This is a genomic window from Paractinoplanes lichenicola (assembly GCF_016785085.1).
In the GTDB taxonomy this organism is placed as follows: domain Bacteria; phylum Actinomycetota; class Actinomycetes; order Mycobacteriales; family Micromonosporaceae; genus Actinoplanes; species Actinoplanes lichenicola.
On the sequence record NZ_JAENHO010000017.1, the window covers coordinates 86,179 to 106,881 of the forward strand.

Here is a 20,703-nt window from a genome sequence, read left to right on the forward strand (position 1 = left end):
TGTCAAACGGCGCTGTGGACAAGCGGGCATTGTGGATAACCCCCGGCCCCGGCTTGACATGCGATAGATTTGCCGAGGCTCGTCCCCCAGTGGTGTGGCGGGGAAGGGTCAGTAGGGGTTGGCAACCACAAGATCCTCGGCCGGGAACAAGGTCAGGATGCGGGGGCCGTCCGGGGTGACGACCACCTCCTCCTCGATGCGGGCGGCCGAGAAACCGTCGTCGGCCGGGCAATAGGTTTCCAGGGCGAAAACCATCCCCACCTGCAGCTCCACCGGCGCTGTCATGCTGTTGAGCCGCGAGATGATGGGTCGCTCGTGCAGGCCCAGCCCGAGCCCGTGCCCGAATTGCAGGCCGAAGGCGGCCATCTCGTTCTCGAAGCCGAACTCGGTCGCGGCCGGCCACACCGCCGCGATCTCGTCAGTCCCCACTCCGGGCCGCACGGTGGCGATCGCGGCGTCCATCCATTCGCGGGCCTTGGCGTAGGCCGACCGTTGCGAGGCGGTCGACCGGCCGACCCCGAGCGTCCGGTAGTAGCAGGTCCGGTAGCCGTTGAACGAGTGGATGATGTCGAAGAACGCCTGGTCACCGGGGCGGATGATGCGGTCGCTGAAGTTGTGCGGGTGCGGGTTGCACCGTTCGCCGGAGACCGCGTTGATCGCCTCGACCTGGTCGGATCCCAGCTCGTACAGGCGCTTGTTGGCCATGGCCACGATCTCGTTCTCGCGGATCCCGGGCTTGAGCACCTCGACGATGTCCTGGTACACCCCGTCGACCATGGCCGCGGCCTGGTTGAGCAGCATGATCTCGTCCGGCGACTTGATCAGGCGGGCGTCCAGCATGAGCTGCTGGCAATCGACGACTTTCAGGCCCTGGCGCTGCATCTCGAACAGGAACGCGGGCTCGACGATGTCGACTCCCACCGGCGCGTCGAGCAGGCCGGCGTCCTCGAGCATTCCCTTGATTTCCCGTACGGCGGATTCCATCAACCCGGCCGACGGGGCGATCGCGCCGCGCATCCCCAGCATCCCCGCGCGACAGTCGGCTTCGTCGAGCCACGGCGCGTACAGCTTGTGGTGCCGCGCGGCCGAGCCGAAGTCCCACAGGGTCGGCCCGCCCGAGCGGGTGAGCAGGGCGTATCGGGTCATCTTGTCGCCCAGCGCCCCGCCGATCCACGTCTGGGTGGTGTAGCGGATGTTGTAGAAGTCGAACAGCAGGAACGCGCCGCACTCCGAGCCGGCCAGGGCCTTCTGCGCGCGTTCGAGCCGGTAGCGGCGGAGCCGGTCGAAGTTGATCCGCTCCTCGTAGTCGACCGCCATGTGCCCGGGGGCGGCGATCGGGCGGCTCATGCGGCACCGCCGAGGCCGTCGTCGACCGGGGTGTCCTCGGGTTTCAACGTCATTCCGGAGGCGGCGGCCTGCTGGTCGAGCAGGATCGCGAAGTCCTCGGTGACCCGCCCGCTCGACACGGTCTGCTGCACGAGCTGGGCGGTCAGCGCGGCCAGCGGCATCGGCACGTCGAGCTCGTGCCCGACGGCCAGCCCGAGGTCGAAATCCTTGCGCAGCAGCAGCGGCGTGAACGTCGGCGTGTAGTCGAGATGCACGAAGGCGGGCGACTTGTAGCGGGTGAACACCGAGCCCATCACGCTGTCGTTGAGGAACTCGAGGAACGCCGCGCGGGAGACGCCGCCCTTCTCGGCCAGCACGGTGATCTCGGCCAGGCTCTGGGTGACGACGCCGAGCATCAGGTTGTGGCAGATCTTCACGAGGCGGGCCACGTCGCCCTCCCCCACGTACGTCACCGATCGCCCGATGTTGTTCAGCAGGTGCCGCACCCGATCGAACACGTCGCGCGGCCCGGACACGGCGATCGACAACTTGCCCGCCGCCGCCACCTTGCCGTTGCCGCTGACCGGGGCGGCCAGGAAGGCCACCCCGCGCAGCAGACACTCGGCGCGCACAAACTCGGACGACTCGGTGGACACAGTCGAGCAGTCGACGAGCACGTCGGGCACGTCCGCGGGGTCCGCGAGCAGGCCGCCCTCGCCCAGAAGCACTTCCTCCAGATCGGCCGTCGTCGAGACCATCGTGAACACGACGTCCTTCGAGCGCAGGTCGGCGATCTCGTCGGCGACGGAGCAACCGGCGGCCGTCGTCGCCTCGGCCTTGGCGCGGGTCCGGTTCCACACGGCGGGCGGATGTCCCGCGCGGGCCAGCCGAGTCGCCATCGCGGCGCCCATCCGCCCCGCGCCGATCCAGCCGACGGTGAGGTTGTCAGGCATTGCTTACTCCTTTTGCGGTGGGCGAAGCGGAGGCCGAGCCGGGGGTGGCGGGGGTGGCGGGGGTGGCGGGGGCCGAGCCGGGGCCGGCGGGAGCAGAAGCAGGCGTGCCGGGGGCCGAAGCGGGCCCGGCGGAAACTGAAGCGGGGCCGGCGGGAGCAGGCGTGGCGGGGGCTGAGCCACCGAGATAGAGGGACGCCATCTCCGGGTGGTCGCGGACCTCGGCGGCGGTGCCGGTGAGGCGCACCTTGCCGCCCTCCATCACCACCCCGTGGGTGGCCAGGCCGAGCCCGAGCCGCACGTTCTGCTCGACCAGCAGGACTGTCGTGCCGCCGTCGTTCAGTGATTTGATCAGCGTGGCCACCCCGGCCAGGCTGCGGGGGTCGAGCCCCAGCGACGGCTCGTCGAGCAGCAGCAGCTTGGGGTCGAGCATCAGGCAGCGCGCGATTTCGACCATCCGGCGCTGCCCGCCCGACAGGTTGCCCGCGTGGTCACTTGCGCGTTCGGACACGATCGGGATGCGTTCGAGCACTGCCGCGTAGCGAGCGGCGAGCAGTTTGCGGTCACGCCGGATCAGGTAGCCGCCGAGCATCACGTTGTCGCGCACCGACATGCCGGGGAACAGCGCCTGCGACTGCGGCACCTGAGTGATCCCATGGGCCAGGATGCGGTCGGGCGCCAGGGAGGTCAGGGGCACATCCCCCATGGAGATCGACCCCGTACGGCAGCGCAGCAGCCCACTGATCACCTTGAGCACCGTGGACTTGCCGGCCCCGTTCGGCCCGACGATGCACGTTACTGTTCGTTCCGCGCAATGCAGGTCGACTCCCTGCAGCACGTTCCCGCCGTTGCCGTAGCCGGCCGTGACGTCATTGAGCGTGAGCATCCTGCGGCCTCCAGTCGTCGCCGAGGTACGCGTCGAGCACCACGGGGTCCTCACGGATCAGGGCCGGCGGCCCCGACGCGATGCACGTTCCGCGCGCAAAAACGTGCACCGGATCGCACAGGTCGAGCACGAGCGGAATGTTGTGCTCGACGACCAGGAACGTCACCCCGGCCTGGTTGAGCTCGCGGATCACCCCGGTCAGCCGCCCGAGCAGCGACGGGTTGACCCCGCCGGCGGGCTCGTCGAGCAGGATCAGCTCGGGCGAGAGCATGAGCACTTGCGCAAGTTCGACCAACTTCTGTTGCCCGTACGAGAGATCGCCCGCCCGCTGGTCGGCGAAGCGCGCCAGCCCGACGATGCCGAGCAGGTCACGGGCCCGGGCCGCCTCGGCGCCGCTGACCGCGTCGGCGAACATGGTGCGCAACCGTCCGTCGGGCAGCGGCGCCACCACGTTCTGCAGCACGGTCATGTCCTTGAACAGCCGGGTCACCTGGAACGTGCGGCCCAGCCCGAGATGCCCGCGCGTCCAGGGCGCCAGCTTGTCGATCCGCTTGCCGTTGAACGTGATCGTGCCCGAGTCGAGCGGCATGTTCCCGGTGATCAGGTTGAACAGGGTCGTCTTGCCCGAGCCGTTGGGCCCGATCAACGCCGTGATCGATCCGCGCTCGACAGTCAGGTCGGCGTTGTCCACGGCCACCAGCCCGCCGAAGCGCTTGGTCACCCCACGCACCTCGAGAAGAGGCGCCGACGAAGACAACGGTCCAGCCGAGGAAAGCGGCGCCGACGAAGACAGCGGCCCAGCCGAAGAAAGCGACCCAGCCGAAGAAAGCGACCCAGCCGAAGAAAGCGACCCAGCCGAAGAAAGCGACCCAGCCGGCCCAGACGACGCGGACGGCAGCCGATCACGAACGATCGCCACCGGCTGGTGCGACAGCGCCCCCGTCTGGTCGGTGTATTCGGTCTCGACGGGATGCCGCTTGCGCCAGGCCGCCTGCACAGTCGGCAGCAACCCGGCCGGCAGGAACAACACGACCGCCACCAGGATCAGCCCCAGGATCAGCACGCGGGACTGGGTGCTGCCGCCGTAGACGGTCGCGGCCTCGTTGATCAGCGAGACGATGAACGCGCCGATCACCGGCCCGTACAGCGAGCCACGCCCGCCGAGCAGCGCGGACAGCACGATCAGGACGCTGCCCAGGATGGCGAACGCGCCGACCGGGTTGAGGAACGTCTGGTAGTACGCGTAGACCCCGCCCGCCACGCCGATGAAGAAGCTGCTGGCCCCGTACGCGAGGATCTTGAACACGGTCGTGTTGACGCCGATCGCCGCCGCCTTGCCCTCGTCCTCGCGAATCGCGATCAGCCCGGTGCCGAACTTGGTGCGGGCGATCCACGCGCTGAACAGCACGGTCAGCACGAGCAGCAGCAGGAACGCGTAGTAGAACGGGATGTTCTGGAAGTCGGAGCTCCAGAACGGCAGCTCGAGCGTGATGCCGTCGGAGCCGTTGGTCAGCCCGTCCCAGTTGGTGGCGACGATCTGGGCCGAGAGCAGCAGTGCGATGGTGATGATGACAAAGGCATGCCCCCGCGTACGCAACACGACCGACCCGAACACGATGGCGATCACCACCGCGGTCACTCCGCCGAGGGGCGCCATCCAGAGCGGGTTCACTCCCGTGTGCAGGGCGATGATGGCCGCTGTGTACGACCCCAGGCCGAGGAACATGCTGTGCCCGAGGGAGATGTACCCGGCGTACCCGGAGATGATGTTCCAACTGGTGGCCTGGATGGCGAGCAGGAACGCGATCAGCATGACGCCCTGCGGGTAGGGCTGCCACGGATTGATCACCGGATAGAGGATCAGCGCGAGCAGGCCGATGCCCGCGATCAGATGAGAACGTCTCATGCCGCGTCCTCCCTGAGCCGGGCGCCGAACAACCCCTGCGGACGAACGAGCAGGACGGCCATGATCACGAGGTAGAAGACCAGCGTCGACCACTGCAACGACCCGTACGTGGCCGTCAAGGTCTCGGCCAGACCGAGGATCAGCGCACCGGCGAGCGCGCCCGGCAGGCTGCCCATGCCGCCCAGCACGACGATGCCGAGCAGCCGCGAGATCCAGTCGTAGTGCGAGGCCGGGAAGAACGGGTAGAGCACCGACAGGATCGACCCGCCCACCCCGGCGCTGGCGCTGCCGAGCGCGAACGCCAGGGCGGCGGTGGCCGTCGCGCCGATGCCGACCAGCGCCGCGGCCGACGGGTTCTGCGAGGTGGCGCGGATGGCCCGGCCCGCCCAGGTGCGGGTGAGCACCAGATACAGCCCGCCCAGCACGACGACCGCGGCCAGGAACCCGTACACCTGGGCTTTGGGCAGCAGGATGTCGCCGATCCGGAAGCTCTGCTCGAAGTAGGCCGGGGTGGCCGACCGGAACCGGTTGCCGGTCACGATGTTCAGCACGCCCTCGATGACCAGCGCGATGCCGAACGTGAGCAGCACCGACATCGAGGCGGCCTGCCCCCGGATCCGGACGACCACGTAGCGGTAGAGCACCCACCCGGCGCCGAACATCAGCGGGGCGGTGATCACCGAGGCCAGGATCGGGTCGAGCCCGGTCGCCCGCCACAGCCACCACGTGAACGTCGCGACCAGGATGAGGAAGGCTCCCTGCGCGATGTTGACGATCCGCAGCACCCCGAAGATGAGCGTCAGGCCGCCGGCCATCAGCGCGTAGATGCCGCCGATCAGCACACCGAGCGCGAGCGCCTGGACGAACTGGGCCATGAGCCGCTCACTTCCAGTCGGGCTTGGGGTGTACGACCTTCTGCACGGTGGCCGCCTCGGCCGGCGCGACGACCTGCGCCTTGCCGTCCTGCCACTGGCCGAGCAGGAACTTGCCCTTGGGTTCGCCGGTGGCCTCCCAGCTGAGCGGGCCCAGGATCGTGGTCACCTCGTTGGCGTGCAGCCAGTCGCGGATCTTGTCCTGGTCGACGGCCCCGACCGCGGTCACGCCGGCCGCCAGCACCTCCGCCGCCGCGTACGCGTCCGCCGCGTCCTCGGCCGGGTCGGCGTTCTCGAACTTCGCCTTGTAGCCCGCGACGAAATCGGAGTTCTTGGGCGTCTTGGCGTCCTGATGCCAGCTCACCGTGTAGAACACGCCCTCGGTGCTGCCCACGCCGACACCCGAGCTGTACTGCCCGGCGTTGCTGGGCGCGGACGTCTGGAACATGATCTTCGGGCTGTACTGGAGCTGCTTGAGCGAGCGGACCAGGCCGACCCCGTCCTCGAAGACCGCGCCCTGGGCGACCAGGTCGGGCTTCTTGGCCGCCAGCTGCTGGGCCACCGGCTGGAAGTTCGTGGTGTCGGCGGGATAGGTCTGGGTGTAGACGGTCTGCACGCCGAGCGCCTCGAGCTGGTCCTTCATGCTCTCGATGACCGGCGCCGCGAACGGGTCGTCCTGGATCGGGTAGGCGGCCGTCTTGGGCCGCTGGTCCGCGGGCAGCGACTTGATCCAGTCGACGAAGACGTCGGCCTGGTGCGGCGCGGTGGCCGGCTGCGCGAAGAACAGGTATTTGAAGCCGCGGGTGAACATGTTCGGGGCGCCACCGGCGGGCTCGACGAACACCATGCCGTTCTTCTCGGCGACGGCCGAGGCGGCGTAGTTGAGCAGCGACGAGAACGTGCCGAGCAGCAGGTCCACCTTGTCCTGCGTGATCAGCTTGGTGTAGTCGCTGACCACCGTGTCCTGGTTGCTGGCGTCGTCCACGATCTTGAGCTGCACCTGGCGGCCGAGCAGGCCGCCGGACTTGTTGATCTGCTCGGCCCACACCTCGTAGCCGCGCTTGGCCTCGGTGCCGGGCTGGGAGAAGTCGCCGGTCAACGGCAGCGAGACGCCGATGACCAGGGGCTGGTCGGTTTCGGAGGCGGCCTTCTCGGAAGGCCGGGAACCGCACGCGCCGAGGCCGAGGGCGAGCGAGGCGGCGAGCGAGGCGGCGAGCGAGGCGGCAAGGACGGAACGTCGGGAGACTGACTTATCGATCATCGGGGCCCTCCAGAAGGGGGTGAGCCGGGCCGCAATCGTTTGCGATGTGATGATGACCACCGTGTTACACGAGTGTCAATGGTTCTGGTGGATCCGCTCTTGCCGGACTGCAATCGAGTGCGGTTCACTCGTGCCATGGCGCCGCCACTTCGTCTCGGCTCGTTCACCCCGTCAGTCCTGCTGCGCGTCACCCGCCGCCTCGGCCGCCTCGAGACCGAGGTCGACGAGACGCTCGTGCCTTCCTCGCCGGCCCAGTTCCGCACGCTGCTCGACGGCGGCTACGACGCCGTGCTGACCAGCCCCGACAACGTCCTGGCGTACAGGTTCAGCCCGATCAACCCGCTCGGCGTCAACGCTCCGATCGAGATGCTCGCCGCGATCGACCGCGGGCTCGGGCTGGCCCTCTACGCCCGCGGCGGCTCGCTACGGGGCGCTCGGTTCGCGGTCGACGTGCCCGGTTCCGGCTTCGCTTTCGTCATGTACGCCCTGGCCGAGTCCCTGGGCCTGGCTCGCGACGAATACGAGATCGTCGCGCTCGGGTCCACACCGACCCGGCTGGCCGCCCTGCTCACCGGCGACTGCGACGCGACAATGCTCAATGCCGGCAATGAGCTGCACGCCGAGGCGGCAGGGTTCGCCAGGGTCGAGACCACGACCGCCGTGTGCGGCCCCTACCTCGGCACGGTCCTGGCCGCGCTGGCCCCGGCCGACGTCGCCTGGCTGGCCACCGCGCTCACCACGACCGCCGCCGAGATCGTCGCCGGGCAGCACGACGCCCTCGTCGTCGCGGCCGCCACCGAGGCCCTGGGCCTGCCCGAGCCGCTCGCCGTCCGCTATCTGCACCGGCTGCGCGACCCCGACGAGGGCCTTGTCCCCGACGGCAGGATCGACCGGCCCGCCCTGGAGACGCTGGTCGGGTTGCGCCGCCGCTTCGGCCCGGCCCTGGAGGGCGACCCGCTCGCCGCCGCGCTGGCGCTCGCGTGACCCGGCCCGTACGGCTGCTGCAGGCCACCACGTTCGTGAGCACGATGGACCGGTTCGCCATGCCGCCCATGCTGATCGTGATGGCGAGCGCGCTCGGGGTGCCCCTGTCGGCGGTGGTCCAGACGGCCGGGGTCTACTTCCTCGCGTACGGGCTCATGCAACCGGTCTGGGGCGTCGTCTCGGACCGGCTGGGCCGCGTCCGCACGCTGCGCCTGACCCTCGTCGCGGCCGGGGTGGCCGCCGCCGGCTCGGCCGCCGTGACCACCGTCGGGCAGCTCGGCGTGGCCCGGGCCCTGACCGGGGCGGCGTTCAGCGCGGCCGTCCCGGCCAGCCTCATCTACGTGGGCGACACCGTGCCCGGCCCCCGGCGGCAGACCGAGATCACCAACCTGATGGTCGGGGTCGCGCTGGGCACGGCCCTCGCCTCGGCCGGGGCCGGGGTGCTGGCGGCCTTCGCCGGGTGGCGCGCGGCGTTCCTGGTCTCGGCGGCCTGCGCGCTCACGCTGGCCTTCCTGCTGCGGCGCCTGCCCGAACCCGTGCTCGACCGGCCCGCCGAGGGTCCCCTGGCCCAGTTCGGCCGGCTCTTCCGGTCGCGGTGGGCGCTGCTGGTGCTGCTGATCGCGTTCATCGAGGGCGGGATCCTGCTCGGCGCGCTCACGTTGCTGCCGCCCGCGGTCGAGTCCACCGGCGTCAGCGCGGCCCTGGCCGGGGCGGTCACCGCGATCTACGGCGTGGCCGTGCTCGTCTTCGCGCGGCTGGTCGGGTCGCTCTCGCGGCGCTGGCCGGCCTGGCGGCTGATCGGCATCGGGGCGACCTCGGCCGTGCTCGCCTGCTCGGCGGCGGCCCTGTCGCGGCAGGTGTGGGCGGCGGCCGCCGTCGCGGTGCTGATCGGGCTGGCCTGGGCGGCCATGCACTCGTCGCTGCAGACGTGGGCCACCCAGGTGCTGCCGGCGGCCCGGGCCACGGTCGTGTCCGGCTTCGCGGGCTCGTTGTTCGCGGGCAGCGCGGTCTCGGCGGCGCTGATCGCGGGGCCGGCCGAGGCCGGGCACTACGGGGTGGCGTACGGGTGCCTGGGTCTGGCCATGATCCCGCTCGGGCTGCTCGCCACCGTGGCCAGGGCACGATGGAGGCCGGCGTGACAGAACCTAAAGTGGTGCGGATGACCGCCCCGACGCTTCGCGACGTCGCGCAGCTGGCCGGGGTGCACCCCGCGACCGCCTCCCGCGCGCTCAACCCGCAGACCCGCCCGCTGGTCAACGCGGACACCGCCCGCAAGGTGCTGCGCGCCGCCGAGTCGATCGGCTATCAGCCCAACCCGATCGCGCGCAGCCTCAAGACCGCCCGCAGCAGCACGGTCGGGCTGGTCATCCCCGACCTGACCAACCCGCTGTTCCCGCCGATCGTGCGGGGCATCGAGGACGTGCTGACCCCGGCCGGCTACAACGCGTGGATCGTCAACACCGACAACGATCCCGGCCGCGAGGAGGCGCAGGTCGAGTCGCTGCGCTCCCGGCAGGTGGAGGGGCTGATCGTGGCGACTGCCCGCCGCGAGCACCCGCTGCTGACCCGGCTGCACCAGCAGGGCGTACGGATGGTGCTCGTGAACCGCCGCGTCGACGGGCTCGAGCTGCCGTCGGTGGCCGCGGACGACGACGCGGGAATCGCGCTGGCCGTGGCCCACCTAATCGCGCTCGGCCACACCCGCATCGCGCACCTGGCCGGCCCGCAGCAGACGTCGACCGGGGTCAGCCGGGCCCGCGCGTTCCGGCACGCCCTGATCGACAACGGCCTGCCCGACGACCCGGCCCTGATCGTCGAATGCAGGTATTGGAGCGAGACCGAGGGCGCCCAGGCGCTGCGCAAGCTGCTCGACTCGGGCGCCGAGTTCACCGCGATCGTGGCCGGCAACGACCTGATCGCGCTGGGCTGCTACGACGTGTTCGCCGAACGCGGGCTGACCTGCCCCGACGACATGAGCGTGATCGGCTTCAACGAGATGCCGTTCCTCGACAAGATGCGCCCGCCGCTGACCACGGTGGCCATCCCCCACTACGAGATCGGCGGCGAGGCGGCCCGGCTGCTGCTCGACACCCTCGACGACCCGGAACGCCACCCGCGCTCGGTGCTGCTCGCGCCGTCGCTGGTCGTGCGCGCCTCGACAGGCCCGCCGAAATAGTTCGCGTTCCGACGGAACCATTGGCCTCCCCGGTGCCTTTTGGACGGGTGAGGAGGTTCACTCGGCTACGGGGGAACGCGATGACACAGCACATCAGAGAGCTGCTGGACCACGCGGTGGCCGGGATCGAACCGGGCACCCGCGACCCGGTGGCGGCCGTCATGGGCCGTCGCCGGGCCGCGCGTCGCCGTAAGGCGGTGGCCGGGGCGGTCGCCTGCGTGCTCGCCGCGGCGGGAATCGCCGGTGGGCTGGCCCTGAACCGGCATGACGCCAACGGGCCGATGGCACCAGTCGGCTCGGTTCCGGTCGAGCCGCCGACACCCCGGGTCGTGGACAGGGTTGTCGTCGCCGGCGCGATGCGGCTGCCCGTCCCGGACGGCTGGCGTGTCGCTACCCCGGGCTCCGACTCGCCATGCGGCAGAGCGGGCGACGGGCAAGTTCTGATCTATGGGGAGACGTCGGACGACTGCGCCCGTTCCTCGATTCGGGTATCGACGGCCAAAGTCCTCGCGTACCCCGTCGGTTCGCTGGAAGATCTTCCCGGCGGGAGCGGCATCATGACCCCGCTGCCGCTGCTCACCCTGCCGGGCGGCGAGCCGGCCCTGCTGCGCGACGCCTTTGAGACCGGCCACACATCCATGGTGCTGCCGTGGTCGAAGGTGATCCTCGAGTTCAACCTGGACGGCCCGGCGGCACGGACCATCGCCGGCACGATCCGGACGGAGCCCGTCGGTTCCGGGCGGCTCAACCTGGTCGACTCCGTGCCCTACGCCGAGTTCTCCCGGCCCGAAGCGTCGGGGAAGTTCACCGTCGCGAGCCACGGCAAGATCACGGACCCGGCGACCATCGCGGAAGTGTTGGCGCTCCTGCGCGACCAGAGAAAGGCGGTCAGCGGCGAGGACGCCTGCTCGCAACCCGGCGATCGGGCCGCGCTGCTGCTGCTGGGCAACGCGTCAGTCGTTTACCTCACCATCGACAAGGACTGCCAGGAGGCGTTCTCGGACCGGGGCGGCCGGGTGCGGCTCAGCGACAAAGCCGTCCGCGAGCTGACCCGGCTGTTCGGGATCGAGGTCCGATGAGCGGCACGGACACGCCACCCGGGTTCGCCGAGTTCGTCTCGTCCCGCTATCCGGCGCTGACCCGGTACGGCACCCTGCTGACCGGCGACCGCGGCCACGGCGAGGACTTGGCGCAGGAGGCGCTGGTGAAGACGTTCCGGGCGTGGCGGCGCCTGCACGAGCAGGGCGACCCGGAGGCGTACACGCGGCGGGTGATGGTGCGGGCGGCGTGGCGGGCCGGGCGCCGGTTGTGGCGGCGGGAGGTCCCGGCGGCGGCCCCGCCCGAGCGGCCCACTCCCGGCGACGCCTACGACGAGCACGACACCGCCGCGGTGGTGCTGGCCGCGCTGCGCTCGTTGCCGGCCTCGCAGCGAGTGGTGCTGGTGCTGCGCTACTGGGCCGGCCTGTCCGAACAGGAGATCGCGGCCGAGCTGGGCTGCTCGACCGGCACCGTGAAGTCGCGGGCGAGCCGGGCCATGGCCACCCTGCGGCAGACGTTCACGTCGATCGAGGCCATGAAGGAGGGGCCGCGCCCTTACGGACGCGGCCCCCGGTTACGCTAGGTTCAGCGGTGACGCCAGTGGTACCACGCACCGCGGAAGTCGCCACCGCGGTAGCTGTTGTACCAGCCGCCGTACCAGTTGCGGTTGTCCCAGCGGCCGTTCCAGTCGTCTTCCTCGACCGTCAGGACCCAAGCGCCACGACCCCAGCCGCCACCGACCCGGTCGCAGTCGTAGTCGTCCCAGCGGTCCCGGAACTCACCGATGCGGCCGACCCGCTCGCACTCCCGCAGCGAGCGGAAGTAGCCGACGACCTCGTCGTTGCCCCAGCGAGACTGGGTCTGCGCCGAGGAGCTCTGGCCGGCGCCCTGCGCGGAACCGGTCGCAGCCTGGGCCGGGACGGCCCCGACGGCGACGGTGCCCAGCCCGAGGCCGGCGATGGCGAGAAGACGGGTAACGCGATTCATTGCTCTTTTCCCCTCTCGACATGACGTTTTGCAAGATCATGGAATCACGCATAACGGACATTTGGTGCAGTGCTCGCCGTTACTAACACTTTCGTGGCATAAAAAGTCGACCAAGCCCCGGGATCCACGACTCCGAACTATTGCCATGAGGGAGATGGTGGCCGGGCGCTACCGGCTGACCGACCTGGCCGGCACCGGCGGCATGGGCCGGGTCTGGCGCGCGTACGACGAGCTGCTCGACCGCACGGTGGCCGTGAAGGAGGTGCTCCGCCCCGGCCTCTCCCCCGGCGACGAGGCCGAGGCGCACCGGCTCACGGTCCGCGAGGCCCGCTCGGCGGCCCGGCTCGACCACCCCAACGTCGTCCGCGTCTTCGACGTGGTGTGGACGCCCGGCCGCTCGTGGATCGTCATGGAATTCGTGCCGGGCCGCTCGCTGCACGAGGTGATCGCCCAGGACGGCCCGGTCGCGCACGCCGAGGCGGCCCGGATCGGCCGGGCGCTGCTGGCCGCGCTGTCGGCCGCCCACGCCGCCGGCGTCCTGCACCACGACGTCAAGCCGCGCAATGTGCTGCTGGCCCCGGACGGCCGGGTCGTGCTGACCGACTTCGGGATCGCCACGATCGGCACCGACCCGACCGGCACGCTGGTGGGCACGCCGGCGTTTCTCGCCCCCGAGCGGGCCGGCCGCGGCGTGGCGGGCCCGGCGACGGATCTGTGGTCGCTGGGCGCGACCCTGTACGCCACGGTCGAGGGGCGGCCGCCGTTCGACCGGCCCACCCCGGCCGGGACGCTGCTCGCGGCGCAGATCGACGAGCCGGACCCGCCGCACCGGCCCGGGCCGGTGCACGAGGTCATCGCCGGGCTGCTGACCCGCGACCCGGTGGCCCGGTGGACGGCCGCGCGGGCCCGCGACGGTCTCGAGGCCGTGCTGCGCCACCCGACCGGCGCGCCGCCACGCCGCGAAGTCATCCGCTTCGTCGCCGGGGCGGCCGCGGTGCCGGTCAGCCCGGCCCCGGCCGCCAGGAAGCGGCCGGGGCTGCTGACCGGATGGCCCGTCATCATCGGCACGGCCGTCGCCGGGATCGGGATGCTCGTGGCGAGCGCTGTCTTGCTGCTGGCCTGAGCGCCGGGGGCGCTACTCGCCGGACGGCGCGGTCAGGGTCACCCCCAAGCCGACCGGGGAGCCGAAGTTCGGGGTGCCGTCGGCGTTCCACGTGAACTTCTGGGCCCGGGTCGAGCGGTTCAGGTCGCAGTTGCCGTTCGGGTTCGTGCTGGCGTGATAGACGATCCAGTCCTCGGTGCCGTCGGGTGACTTGAAGAAGCCGTTGTGCCCCGGGCCGTAGACGCCGGCCGCGTTGTTGCGCTGGAAGACCGGGGTGGACGACTTGACCCAGGACGACGAGTTGAGCGGGTCGCCGCCGTTGTAGGTGAGCAGGCCCAGCTTGTAGTCGGGCGTGGAGCAGTGCGAGGCCGAGAACACGATGAACGTCTTGCCGTTGCGCTGCAGCACTTCCGCGCCCTCGTTGACGGCCCCGCCGACGGTCTCCCACCCGTACGTGGGAGTGGACAGCACCCGCCGGCTGCCCGCCGCGGTCCACGGGTTGGACAGCTCACGAATGAAGTTGGGCTGCGACCCGTTGTAGTACGTCCCGAGCAGATACAGCTTGCCGTTCAGCTGCAGAATGCTCGGGTCCAGCTCCCACGTGTTGTCCGCCGCCGGGTCGAGCAGGTCGGCCTTGAACGCGTACGGGCCCATGGGGTCGGTGCCCGAGGACTCGAGCACGTGGATGCGTTGCGTGCCGAGGTTGTAGGGCTCCTGCCCGGCCGTGTAGTAGAAGTACCAGCGGCCGTTGATCAGGTGGAACTCGGGCGCCCACATCGTGCCCGCGCCGTTGGGCCGGGTCAGGGTGAAGATCACCTGATCGGTGGCGGTGGCCAGCCCGCCCAGGGTGGCCGACTTGCGCATCGTGATTGTGCGGTTCCATGTGGTCGTGGCCAGGTAGTAGAAGCCGTTGTGGTAGGTCAGCCACGGGTCCGGGCCCTGCGCCTTGAGCGGGTTGGTGAACGTCTTGGCCGGGGCCGTGACACCGTTGACCCGCCAGACCCGGGCTGCGGCCGTGCTGCACGGCAGCTGGACGAGCCCGGCCGCGGTGCCGTTGGCGGCGATGCATTTGCCCGAGTGCAGGGCCGCCAGCTGGAACGTTCCGGTCGCCACCGGCCGCAGCTGGAAGCGCTGATTGTTCCCGTTGTTGCACGGCCACTGGATGATCGTGGCGTTGTCGGCCGTGCTCCCTCCGTTGACGTCGACGCAATTGCCGGTCGGGGTGCCGATCGTGTAGGTGTCGCCGGCCTGCGTGAAAGTGAACGATTGTGCGCAGGTGGCCTGGGTGAGTTGCAGCCCGGCCGTCGTGGCGCCTCCGGGCACGGTGACGCAGTTGCCGGTGCCAGTGTTGGTGATCGTACTGCCGAACACGGCCGCGGCCCGGCCGGGAATGAGGAGCGTCAGCAGAAGGACAGCCGCCGCGAGTGAACGGGACAGACGCATGGGGACTCCTCACGAACCGCTCGTGTAGAGGGTGCTCACTTCGGCGGCGGACAGCGCACGGGCATAGAGCCGCACATTGTCGAGCGCGCCGTCGAGGTAGGGATCGGCGTACTGGGAACGGCCGAGATAGTTGCGCGTGGTGCTGCCGAGCGCGGCGGGCCCCACGGTCAGGGCCGGGTTCTGCGCCACCGCGACACCGTTGACATGGAGCACGCCCAGGTTGCCGTTGCGGGTCACGGCCACGTGCGTCCAGGCCCCGGCGGTCAAGGCGGCGGGACCGTCGATGCGTTGCTCGGCCCCGGATCCGCCGGTGGTGATGGCGAACCGCAGGGTGCCCGCGCTCGACCGCGGCGTCAGGAACAGGTACGCGCCCGTTCCCGTCCCGAAGTCGACGAGCCGGCTCCACGTGGTGACGGTGTCGAGGCGTACCCACAGCGCGATCGTGAAGTTCGTGGCGGCGGCCAGGATCCCGTTCGGCAACGCCGCATAGCCCGCGCTGCCGTCCAGAGCCAAAGCGTTCCCCGTACGCCCGGAGCCGTACCCGGCGCCGTAAACCGTGGCCGTGCGCTCGTTGCCGCTCACATCCGCCGGCGACCCGTCGAACGGATAGTGGGCGGTGAGCGGCGACCCGGTCACCGACCAGTAGACGCTGTACCGCTGCCCGTGCACCTTGTAGAACGGTTGCAGCGCCACACTTCCGGCCGACGTGGGAGTCAGCGTGGCCGGATCGAGCACCGGCAGCGCACTCAGGTTCGAGCTGCCGAACAGCCCGGCCAGCACCAGCGGCCCGAACTTCACGGCCTGGACGGTGCTGTTGTCGTTCGCGGCCTCCCGGCGCACAGTCATCGGCAGCGTCACGTCCACCACGTCACCGGTGACCCACGTACGGCTGAGGGAAGCGTAGGCGCCCGCCGGTGGTGACGTGGCCGCCCCGCCGTTGACCCGGATCTGCGCCCCCGCCGCCCAGGCCGGGATCCGGATGCGCATCTGGAACGTCCCGGCCCCCGTCACGGTCAGCCGGGTCGAGCCCGCGGCCGGGAACGTGGTCTCCTGCCGGATCGTGTACGCACCCCAGGTCAGCACGGACGGGATGAACAGGTTGACGTAGAGCGTGCTGCCGCCGTCGTGGAAGTAGACGGTGTCGCCGTACTTCGTGTTGCTCTCCATCCCGGTGCCATGGCAGCAGACGAAACTGTTGTAGTCATTGCTGTACGTCTTGAGGCCGCCGGCCCGCAGCGGCACGTAATAGCACTGGAACCCGTGCGCCGAGCTGGGATCCTGCGACGCCAGGATGTGGTTGTAGAGCGCACCCTCGTAGTAGTCGAGATAGTCGGCGCGCGCCGGGTCGGTCAGGAACAGCTGCCGGGTCAGCTTGAGCATGTTGTGCGTGTTGCAGCATTCGGCCGTGGTGTCCGACAGCTCGCTCGCGATCCGGTCCGGCGCCTTGAAATACTCGCCGTTCGAGTTCCCCCCGATCGCGTACGTGTGGTGCCGGGTCACGATGTCCCAGAAGTTCACGGCGATGTCGCGATACCGCGTGACCCCGGTGGCGTGGAACTCCCGGATGGCGCCGAGCACCTTCGGGATCTGCGTGTTGGCGTGATAGTTGTTCAGGTTGTCCTGCCCGGCGGCGAGCGGGTCGAAGATCTCGGCGTGGTCGAAGTGCTGCGCCGCGGCCAGGTGGGCGGGGTCGCCGGTGAGCTGGTAGAGGTTGGTCAGCACCTCGTTCATGCCGCCGAACTCGGTGTCGAGCATGTTCTGCCGCTGCGCGAGCGTGAGCCGGTCGTTGCGGGCCTTGACCCACGCCGCCATGCCCAGCAGCACGGTCAGCGCCTGCGCGGTGCCCGCGATCAGGTGCATGTCGAGCAGCCCGGCCATGATCTTGTGGAGCGTGTAGTAGGGCGCCCACACGCTCTGCCGCGCCTCGACCCGATCGATGAAGCTCTCCGGAAAGGCGCTCAGATAGCCGTTGCCCAGACGCGTCTGGCACTGGGCGAGCACCGCCACGATTTGCTCACCCTTGACCCTGTACGCGGTGTCGCCCGTGCTCGCGTACGCCTGAGCGAGCGCCGAGAGCAGGTGACCGGTGGAATGCCCGCGCAGTTCGGTGGTGGGCGATTCCCAGCCGCCGCACGCGGTCGCCGTCGACGGCAGGCCCGCGTTGAGGCGGAACGTGTGCAGCAGCCGGTCGTTGTCGAGGAACAGCAGGTAGGACTGGGTGCGGGCGGCGTTCTCGGTGAACGGGCTGGGCAGCAGGCGCACGGCCGAGAGCGGGAACGCGTACGCCGAGACGCCGATGTCCGGGCGGGCGGCCGCCATGGCCCGTTCCGGCGCCAGGGCTGAGACCCCTGCGACGGCCACGGATCCGGCGAGGAGCGTCCGGCGCCTCATCGGTCGTACGCCTTGATCTCGGTCAGGCCGGTCTTGAAGCCCGAGGCGTGCGTGACCTGCACCCGCAACCGGGTCGTGCTGACCGGGCCGAAGCGGACGACGTTGTAGTTCGCCTGCGGGGTGGCCGGCGTCTTGACCGCGGCGGCGACGGTGGTCCACGTACTGCCGTTGAGGTATTGGATCTGATACGACGCGGGCTGCCGATAGCGGTTGGCCGCCCGGTCGTTGCGGAACCACAACCGCACCTCGTCGAGCGTGCGGGCCTGCCCGAGGTTGAGCTCGAGCCAGTCGGTGGCATTGGGCGACCCGTACGTTCCCCACAGCGGCTCGTTGATCGGGAAGCCGTCGACCGCGGCCGCGCCCGAGGTGCCGCTCGCGGTGTACGAAGCCGTGGTCGCCACACCTTGCGCGTAGTTGGGCAGGTTGGCGGTCAGGTCGACGCCGGCCTTGTTGAACATGTCGACCATTTGCGCGCTGCCCTGGGTGACCGCGGCGGGTGCCTGCAGACCCCCGTACGGCTGGCTGTAAAGAACCGTGCCGGCGGTGGACGGGAACGTGACCGCGCCGGTGTCCGGGTTCCACACGAACCGGACGAGCCGGTCGACGGTGGCGACCCGGGTGCCGTTGACGAAGATCGAGTAGCCCTGCGGGATGCCGTTGTAACGGACCACGCCGTCGGCCGGGTCGTCCCACACGATGCTCAAATCGGCGTTGCGGTAGCGCAGGTTGTTGGCCGCGAAATGCGACCAGCCGATGCCGATCGGGCTCAGCTCGACCTGCTTGTCGTTGCGCGGCCGCAGGCCCATCACGTCCTCGATGACGGTCCAGTTGCTGCTGCCGAGGATGTTGTGGTGGATCCAGGAGCGGTAGTCGATCGTCTTGGCCGAGGCGTTCCAATTGGCCCAGAACTCGTTGGCGTCGGGCCATTGGGTGTTGCCGCCGACGTACTGCGCCCAGGTGTTCCAATAGAGCAGCTTCTTGTAGTCCTCGGCGCTCATCCACTGGTTCGGATAGTTGCGCAGCACGGACGAATACAAGCGGAATTGCACGGTCGAGTTGATGGTGGAGAAGTTGTTGCTGCCCGGCTGCCCGGCCGCGGCCGCCTCGGCCTTGTCGCGCTGGTTGGCGGTGAAGAACGGGAAGATCGGGTAGTCGGCGGGGTCGGCGAACAGCCGCAACGCCTGGCGGTACTCGTCCGTGTTGGGCATCGCGCCCACGGCGTACGGGTAATAGTTGTTGATTTCCTTCCACGGCACGAGGGCGTTGGTCGCCACGTGCCGGTGCTTGATGAGCTTGTTCGTCGAATCCCACAAGTACGTGGTGATGGCGCTCTTGATGCGGTCGGCGATCTGCTGCATCTCGGTCGCCTTGGCCGTGTTGCCGATGGCCGCGTACGCCTGCGCGGCCGCGAGGGCGCCGCTGTAGACGTACGCCGATTCGGCGCGGTCCAGATTGCCCGCGCGCCAGTGGAACGACACCGCGTCGGCGTCGTTGCCGGTGAGCGCGCCCCAGTCGTACTCGATCAGGCCGTTGTTGTTGTGGTCGTAGAAAGCGAGCTGACCCTTGACGTCGCCCTCGGCATACTTCGCGAGGTTGGCGGCGATGGCCGGTTGCCCGCCGTGAATCTGGTAGCTACGCCACGCGGCCTCGGCGATGTATTGCGTGTAGCTGTTCGACCAGTTCTCCGGGTCGCCGGGGTTGTCGACGAACCTGCCACCCTTCGACACCTGCCCGACCGACAACCAGGGCCCGTACGAGAGGGCGGGGTTGCGCAAATACTTCAGGTCATCGATGTGCATCGGCTGCGTGAGCACGATGGCGTTGTTGTAGCCGAGCGCGCCCTCGACACTGGTCGGGAACTGGAAATCCTGACCGGGGATGTTGGCGTCGAGATGGTTGAACCGCATCAGCCACCAGCGGTAATAGATTTCCTTCTTGATGGCGGGCTCGGGCACGTCGAGGTAGGGCACGTTGACGGCCCACCAGCGGTTGTAATCCCGTACGTGGGTGGCGAAAGCACCCTGCGGCGTGTTGTTTCTGATGGCGTTGTACTCGGTGGCTGCTTCCGGGATCTCGTTCGCCAAGAATCCGAGCTGCGCCTTGACGGTGACCGTGGCGCCGGCGGCAATCGTGACCGATCTCGTCAGCGCGCCGTTGGCGGCGGTGAACCCGTCGGCCGACAGCCGCGGAGAGATCGTGGTGAGCCCGTTCTTGACCGTCCGCTGCCCGGTGAGCTCGGAGCCGCTTGCCGTGGTCGCGTAGGGCGAGGTCACCCGGAGCGCGACGCTCTGCGCGGCCGCGCCGGTGTTGGTGATGGCCAGGTTGGCCACGGCGACGTCGTTCTGGGTGATGAACTTCGTCTGGTTGATCCGCAGCGAACCGTTGGTGTGCACACTCTTCCAGTGGCTGGGGGCCTGCCAGCGCTGAGCGACCTGCTCGGTCCAACTGCCCGAGCCGGCGGTGACGGTGAACGCGGCCTGGTCGCTGATGCTCTCCCAGTAGGCCACGGTGCCGCCGAACCCGAGCGCGCCCGGCGTATGCGTCTTCATGAAGACGGCCCGGCCGCGGCTCATCAGCCAGGTGCCGGCGGGGTCATTGCCGGGCCGGGCCAGCAGCCGATCCATCCAGAAATCGGTCCCACCCGCCTCGGCGTCATAGATCGCCTGCATGGTGTTGCCGGCACTCATCCCCACCGGCGGCACCGGCACGGCCGGCCCGGTGAACGTGGGATAGCCGATGGTCTGCGCCGCCAGGGCGGGGGTGGCGGGCAGGACAGTCAGGAACGTTCCAGCGAGCAGTGCGGACAGCGCGACGGCCAATCGGGGGCGTGGCATCGCGGCACCTCCATGGGTCTTCGGTGGCGGAGGAGGCGCAACACGGACCGGCTCGCGGCCGTGCAGGGGGAGAAACGCCGAAAACCTTTTCGGAGATGCTTACATCCAGCCCCATCTATGTCAACGCCATCCCTCCCCTCCTCCCCACCGAAACGTTTTCGGTCCCCCACCCCCACACACCCGACGCCATCACCCACTTCCTCGCCCCGCTCGCGCCCCGTCAACGCCGCCCCGCCCATCGCCCCTCCCTCGCCCACACCGCCACTGCCGCCCTCCCCTTTCGTCGCCGATACCCCTCCCGCGCCCTTCAGCCGCCCACCGTCGCCGCCCTCTCGACCACGCCGCCTCCTCACTCCCCGCTCGCGATCACTCGCTCCTCCATCCCTCCTTCGCCGTTGCCATCGCCACGTCGGCGCCGCTTCGGCCTCGCCACCGCTGGGACCCAGTCACGCCGCCCTCGCCGCTGCCGTAGCCCGAGCCGCGGCCGTTCCCCTCACCCTCACCGCGTCTCTCGCCATCGCCGCACCCTCACCCTCCCCGTCCTCAC

Annotated in this window: 16 protein-coding genes; 6 read left to right on the top strand and 10 right to left on the bottom strand. The window is 69.8% G+C overall.

Annotated elements, in window-relative coordinates:
* Positions 1-108: 108 nt before the first annotated feature.
* Genes JKJ07_RS43135 through JKJ07_RS43160 form a run of 6 tightly spaced genes read right to left on the bottom strand, consistent with a single transcriptional unit; the run spans position 109 to position 7,201 of the window.
* The gene (locus JKJ07_RS43135) at positions 109-1,347 is read right to left on the bottom strand and encodes a M24 family metallopeptidase (protein WP_202997821.1); all 1,239 of its coding nucleotides are present in this window, start codon (positions 1,345-1,347) and stop codon (positions 109-111) included.
* A complete protein-coding gene (locus tag JKJ07_RS43140; RefSeq protein WP_202997822.1) occupies positions 1,344-2,279 on the bottom strand; it encodes an NAD(P)-dependent oxidoreductase in 936 nt (311 codons plus the stop codon). Before JKJ07_RS43140 ends, JKJ07_RS43135 begins: the two co-directional genes overlap by 4 nt.
* Entirely contained in the window at positions 2,272-3,162 is an 891-nt protein-coding gene (locus JKJ07_RS43145; RefSeq protein ID WP_202997823.1) for an ABC transporter ATP-binding protein, read from the bottom strand. The genes JKJ07_RS43140 and JKJ07_RS43145 overlap by 8 nt, the downstream gene beginning before the upstream one ends.
* Entirely contained in the window at positions 3,146-5,068 is a 1,923-nt protein-coding gene (locus tag JKJ07_RS43150) for a branched-chain amino acid ABC transporter ATP-binding protein/permease (protein ID WP_202997824.1), read from the bottom strand. Before JKJ07_RS43150 ends, JKJ07_RS43145 begins: the two co-directional genes overlap by 17 nt.
* The gene (locus tag JKJ07_RS43155) at positions 5,065-5,943 is read right to left on the bottom strand and encodes a branched-chain amino acid ABC transporter permease (RefSeq protein WP_202997825.1); all 879 of its coding nucleotides are present in this window, start codon (positions 5,941-5,943) and stop codon (positions 5,065-5,067) included. Before JKJ07_RS43155 ends, JKJ07_RS43150 begins: the two co-directional genes overlap by 4 nt.
* Before the next feature lie 7 nt (positions 5,944-5,950).
* Positions 5,951-7,201, bottom strand: a complete 1,251-nt coding sequence (locus JKJ07_RS43160; RefSeq protein ID WP_202997826.1) for an amino acid ABC transporter substrate-binding protein — start codon at positions 7,199-7,201, stop codon at positions 5,951-5,953.
* Positions 7,202-7,336: 135 nt separating this feature from the next.
* On the opposite strand from JKJ07_RS43160, the gene JKJ07_RS43165 reads away from it, so the two are divergent.
* The 5 genes from JKJ07_RS43165 to JKJ07_RS43185 all read left to right on the top strand — a co-directional run bounded on the left by JKJ07_RS43165 (position 7,337) and on the right by JKJ07_RS43185 (position 11,982).
* Positions 7,337-8,185: an ABC transporter substrate-binding protein gene (locus JKJ07_RS43165; protein ID WP_202997827.1), complete on the top strand. Its 849-nt coding sequence runs from the start codon at positions 7,337-7,339 to the stop codon at positions 8,183-8,185.
* Complete coding sequence (locus JKJ07_RS43170; RefSeq protein WP_202997828.1) at positions 8,182-9,324, top strand: MFS transporter; 1,143 nt, start codon at positions 8,182-8,184, stop codon at positions 9,322-9,324. The genes JKJ07_RS43165 and JKJ07_RS43170 overlap by 4 nt, the downstream gene beginning before the upstream one ends.
* On the top strand, positions 9,321-10,361 hold the full coding sequence (locus JKJ07_RS43175; protein WP_307834727.1) for a LacI family DNA-binding transcriptional regulator: 1,041 nt from the start codon (positions 9,321-9,323) through the stop codon (positions 10,359-10,361). Before JKJ07_RS43170 ends, JKJ07_RS43175 begins: the two co-directional genes overlap by 4 nt.
* A gap of 80 nt (positions 10,362-10,441) precedes the next feature.
* Positions 10,442-11,440, top strand: a complete 999-nt coding sequence (locus JKJ07_RS43180) for a hypothetical protein (protein WP_202997829.1) — start codon at positions 10,442-10,444, stop codon at positions 11,438-11,440.
* Positions 11,437-11,982 (top strand): SigE family RNA polymerase sigma factor, encoded by a 546-nt coding sequence (locus JKJ07_RS43185; RefSeq protein WP_202997830.1) that lies wholly within the window; start codon positions 11,437-11,439, stop codon positions 11,980-11,982. Before JKJ07_RS43180 ends, JKJ07_RS43185 begins: the two co-directional genes overlap by 4 nt.
* A gap of 2 nt (positions 11,983-11,984) precedes the next feature.
* Here JKJ07_RS43185 and JKJ07_RS43190 read toward each other — a convergent pair whose 3' ends face one another.
* Positions 11,985-12,386 (bottom strand): hypothetical protein, encoded by a 402-nt coding sequence (locus JKJ07_RS43190; protein ID WP_202997831.1) that lies wholly within the window; start codon positions 12,384-12,386, stop codon positions 11,985-11,987.
* A 145-nt stretch (positions 12,387-12,531) separates the two neighbouring features.
* On the opposite strand from JKJ07_RS43190, the gene JKJ07_RS43195 reads away from it, so the two are divergent.
* On the top strand, positions 12,532-13,509 hold the full coding sequence (locus JKJ07_RS43195; RefSeq protein ID WP_236030923.1) for a serine/threonine-protein kinase: 978 nt from the start codon (positions 12,532-12,534) through the stop codon (positions 13,507-13,509).
* A gap of 12 nt (positions 13,510-13,521) precedes the next feature.
* On the opposite strand, the gene JKJ07_RS43200 is transcribed toward JKJ07_RS43195, so the two are convergent.
* From JKJ07_RS43200 to JKJ07_RS43210, 3 genes are read right to left on the bottom strand one after another with little or no spacing between them, the layout of a single operon-like run.
* Positions 13,522-14,931, bottom strand: a complete 1,410-nt coding sequence (locus JKJ07_RS43200; protein ID WP_202997832.1) for a family 43 glycosylhydrolase — start codon at positions 14,929-14,931, stop codon at positions 13,522-13,524.
* A gap of 9 nt (positions 14,932-14,940) precedes the next feature.
* Positions 14,941-17,322 (bottom strand): glycoside hydrolase family 127 protein, encoded by a 2,382-nt coding sequence (locus JKJ07_RS43205; protein ID WP_202997833.1) that lies wholly within the window; start codon positions 17,320-17,322, stop codon positions 14,941-14,943.
* Positions 17,319-20,156 (bottom strand): discoidin domain-containing protein, encoded by a 2,838-nt coding sequence (locus JKJ07_RS43210; protein ID WP_236030925.1) that lies wholly within the window; start codon positions 20,154-20,156, stop codon positions 17,319-17,321. Before JKJ07_RS43210 ends, JKJ07_RS43205 begins: the two co-directional genes overlap by 4 nt.
* Between the last annotated feature and the right edge of the window lie 547 nt (positions 20,157-20,703).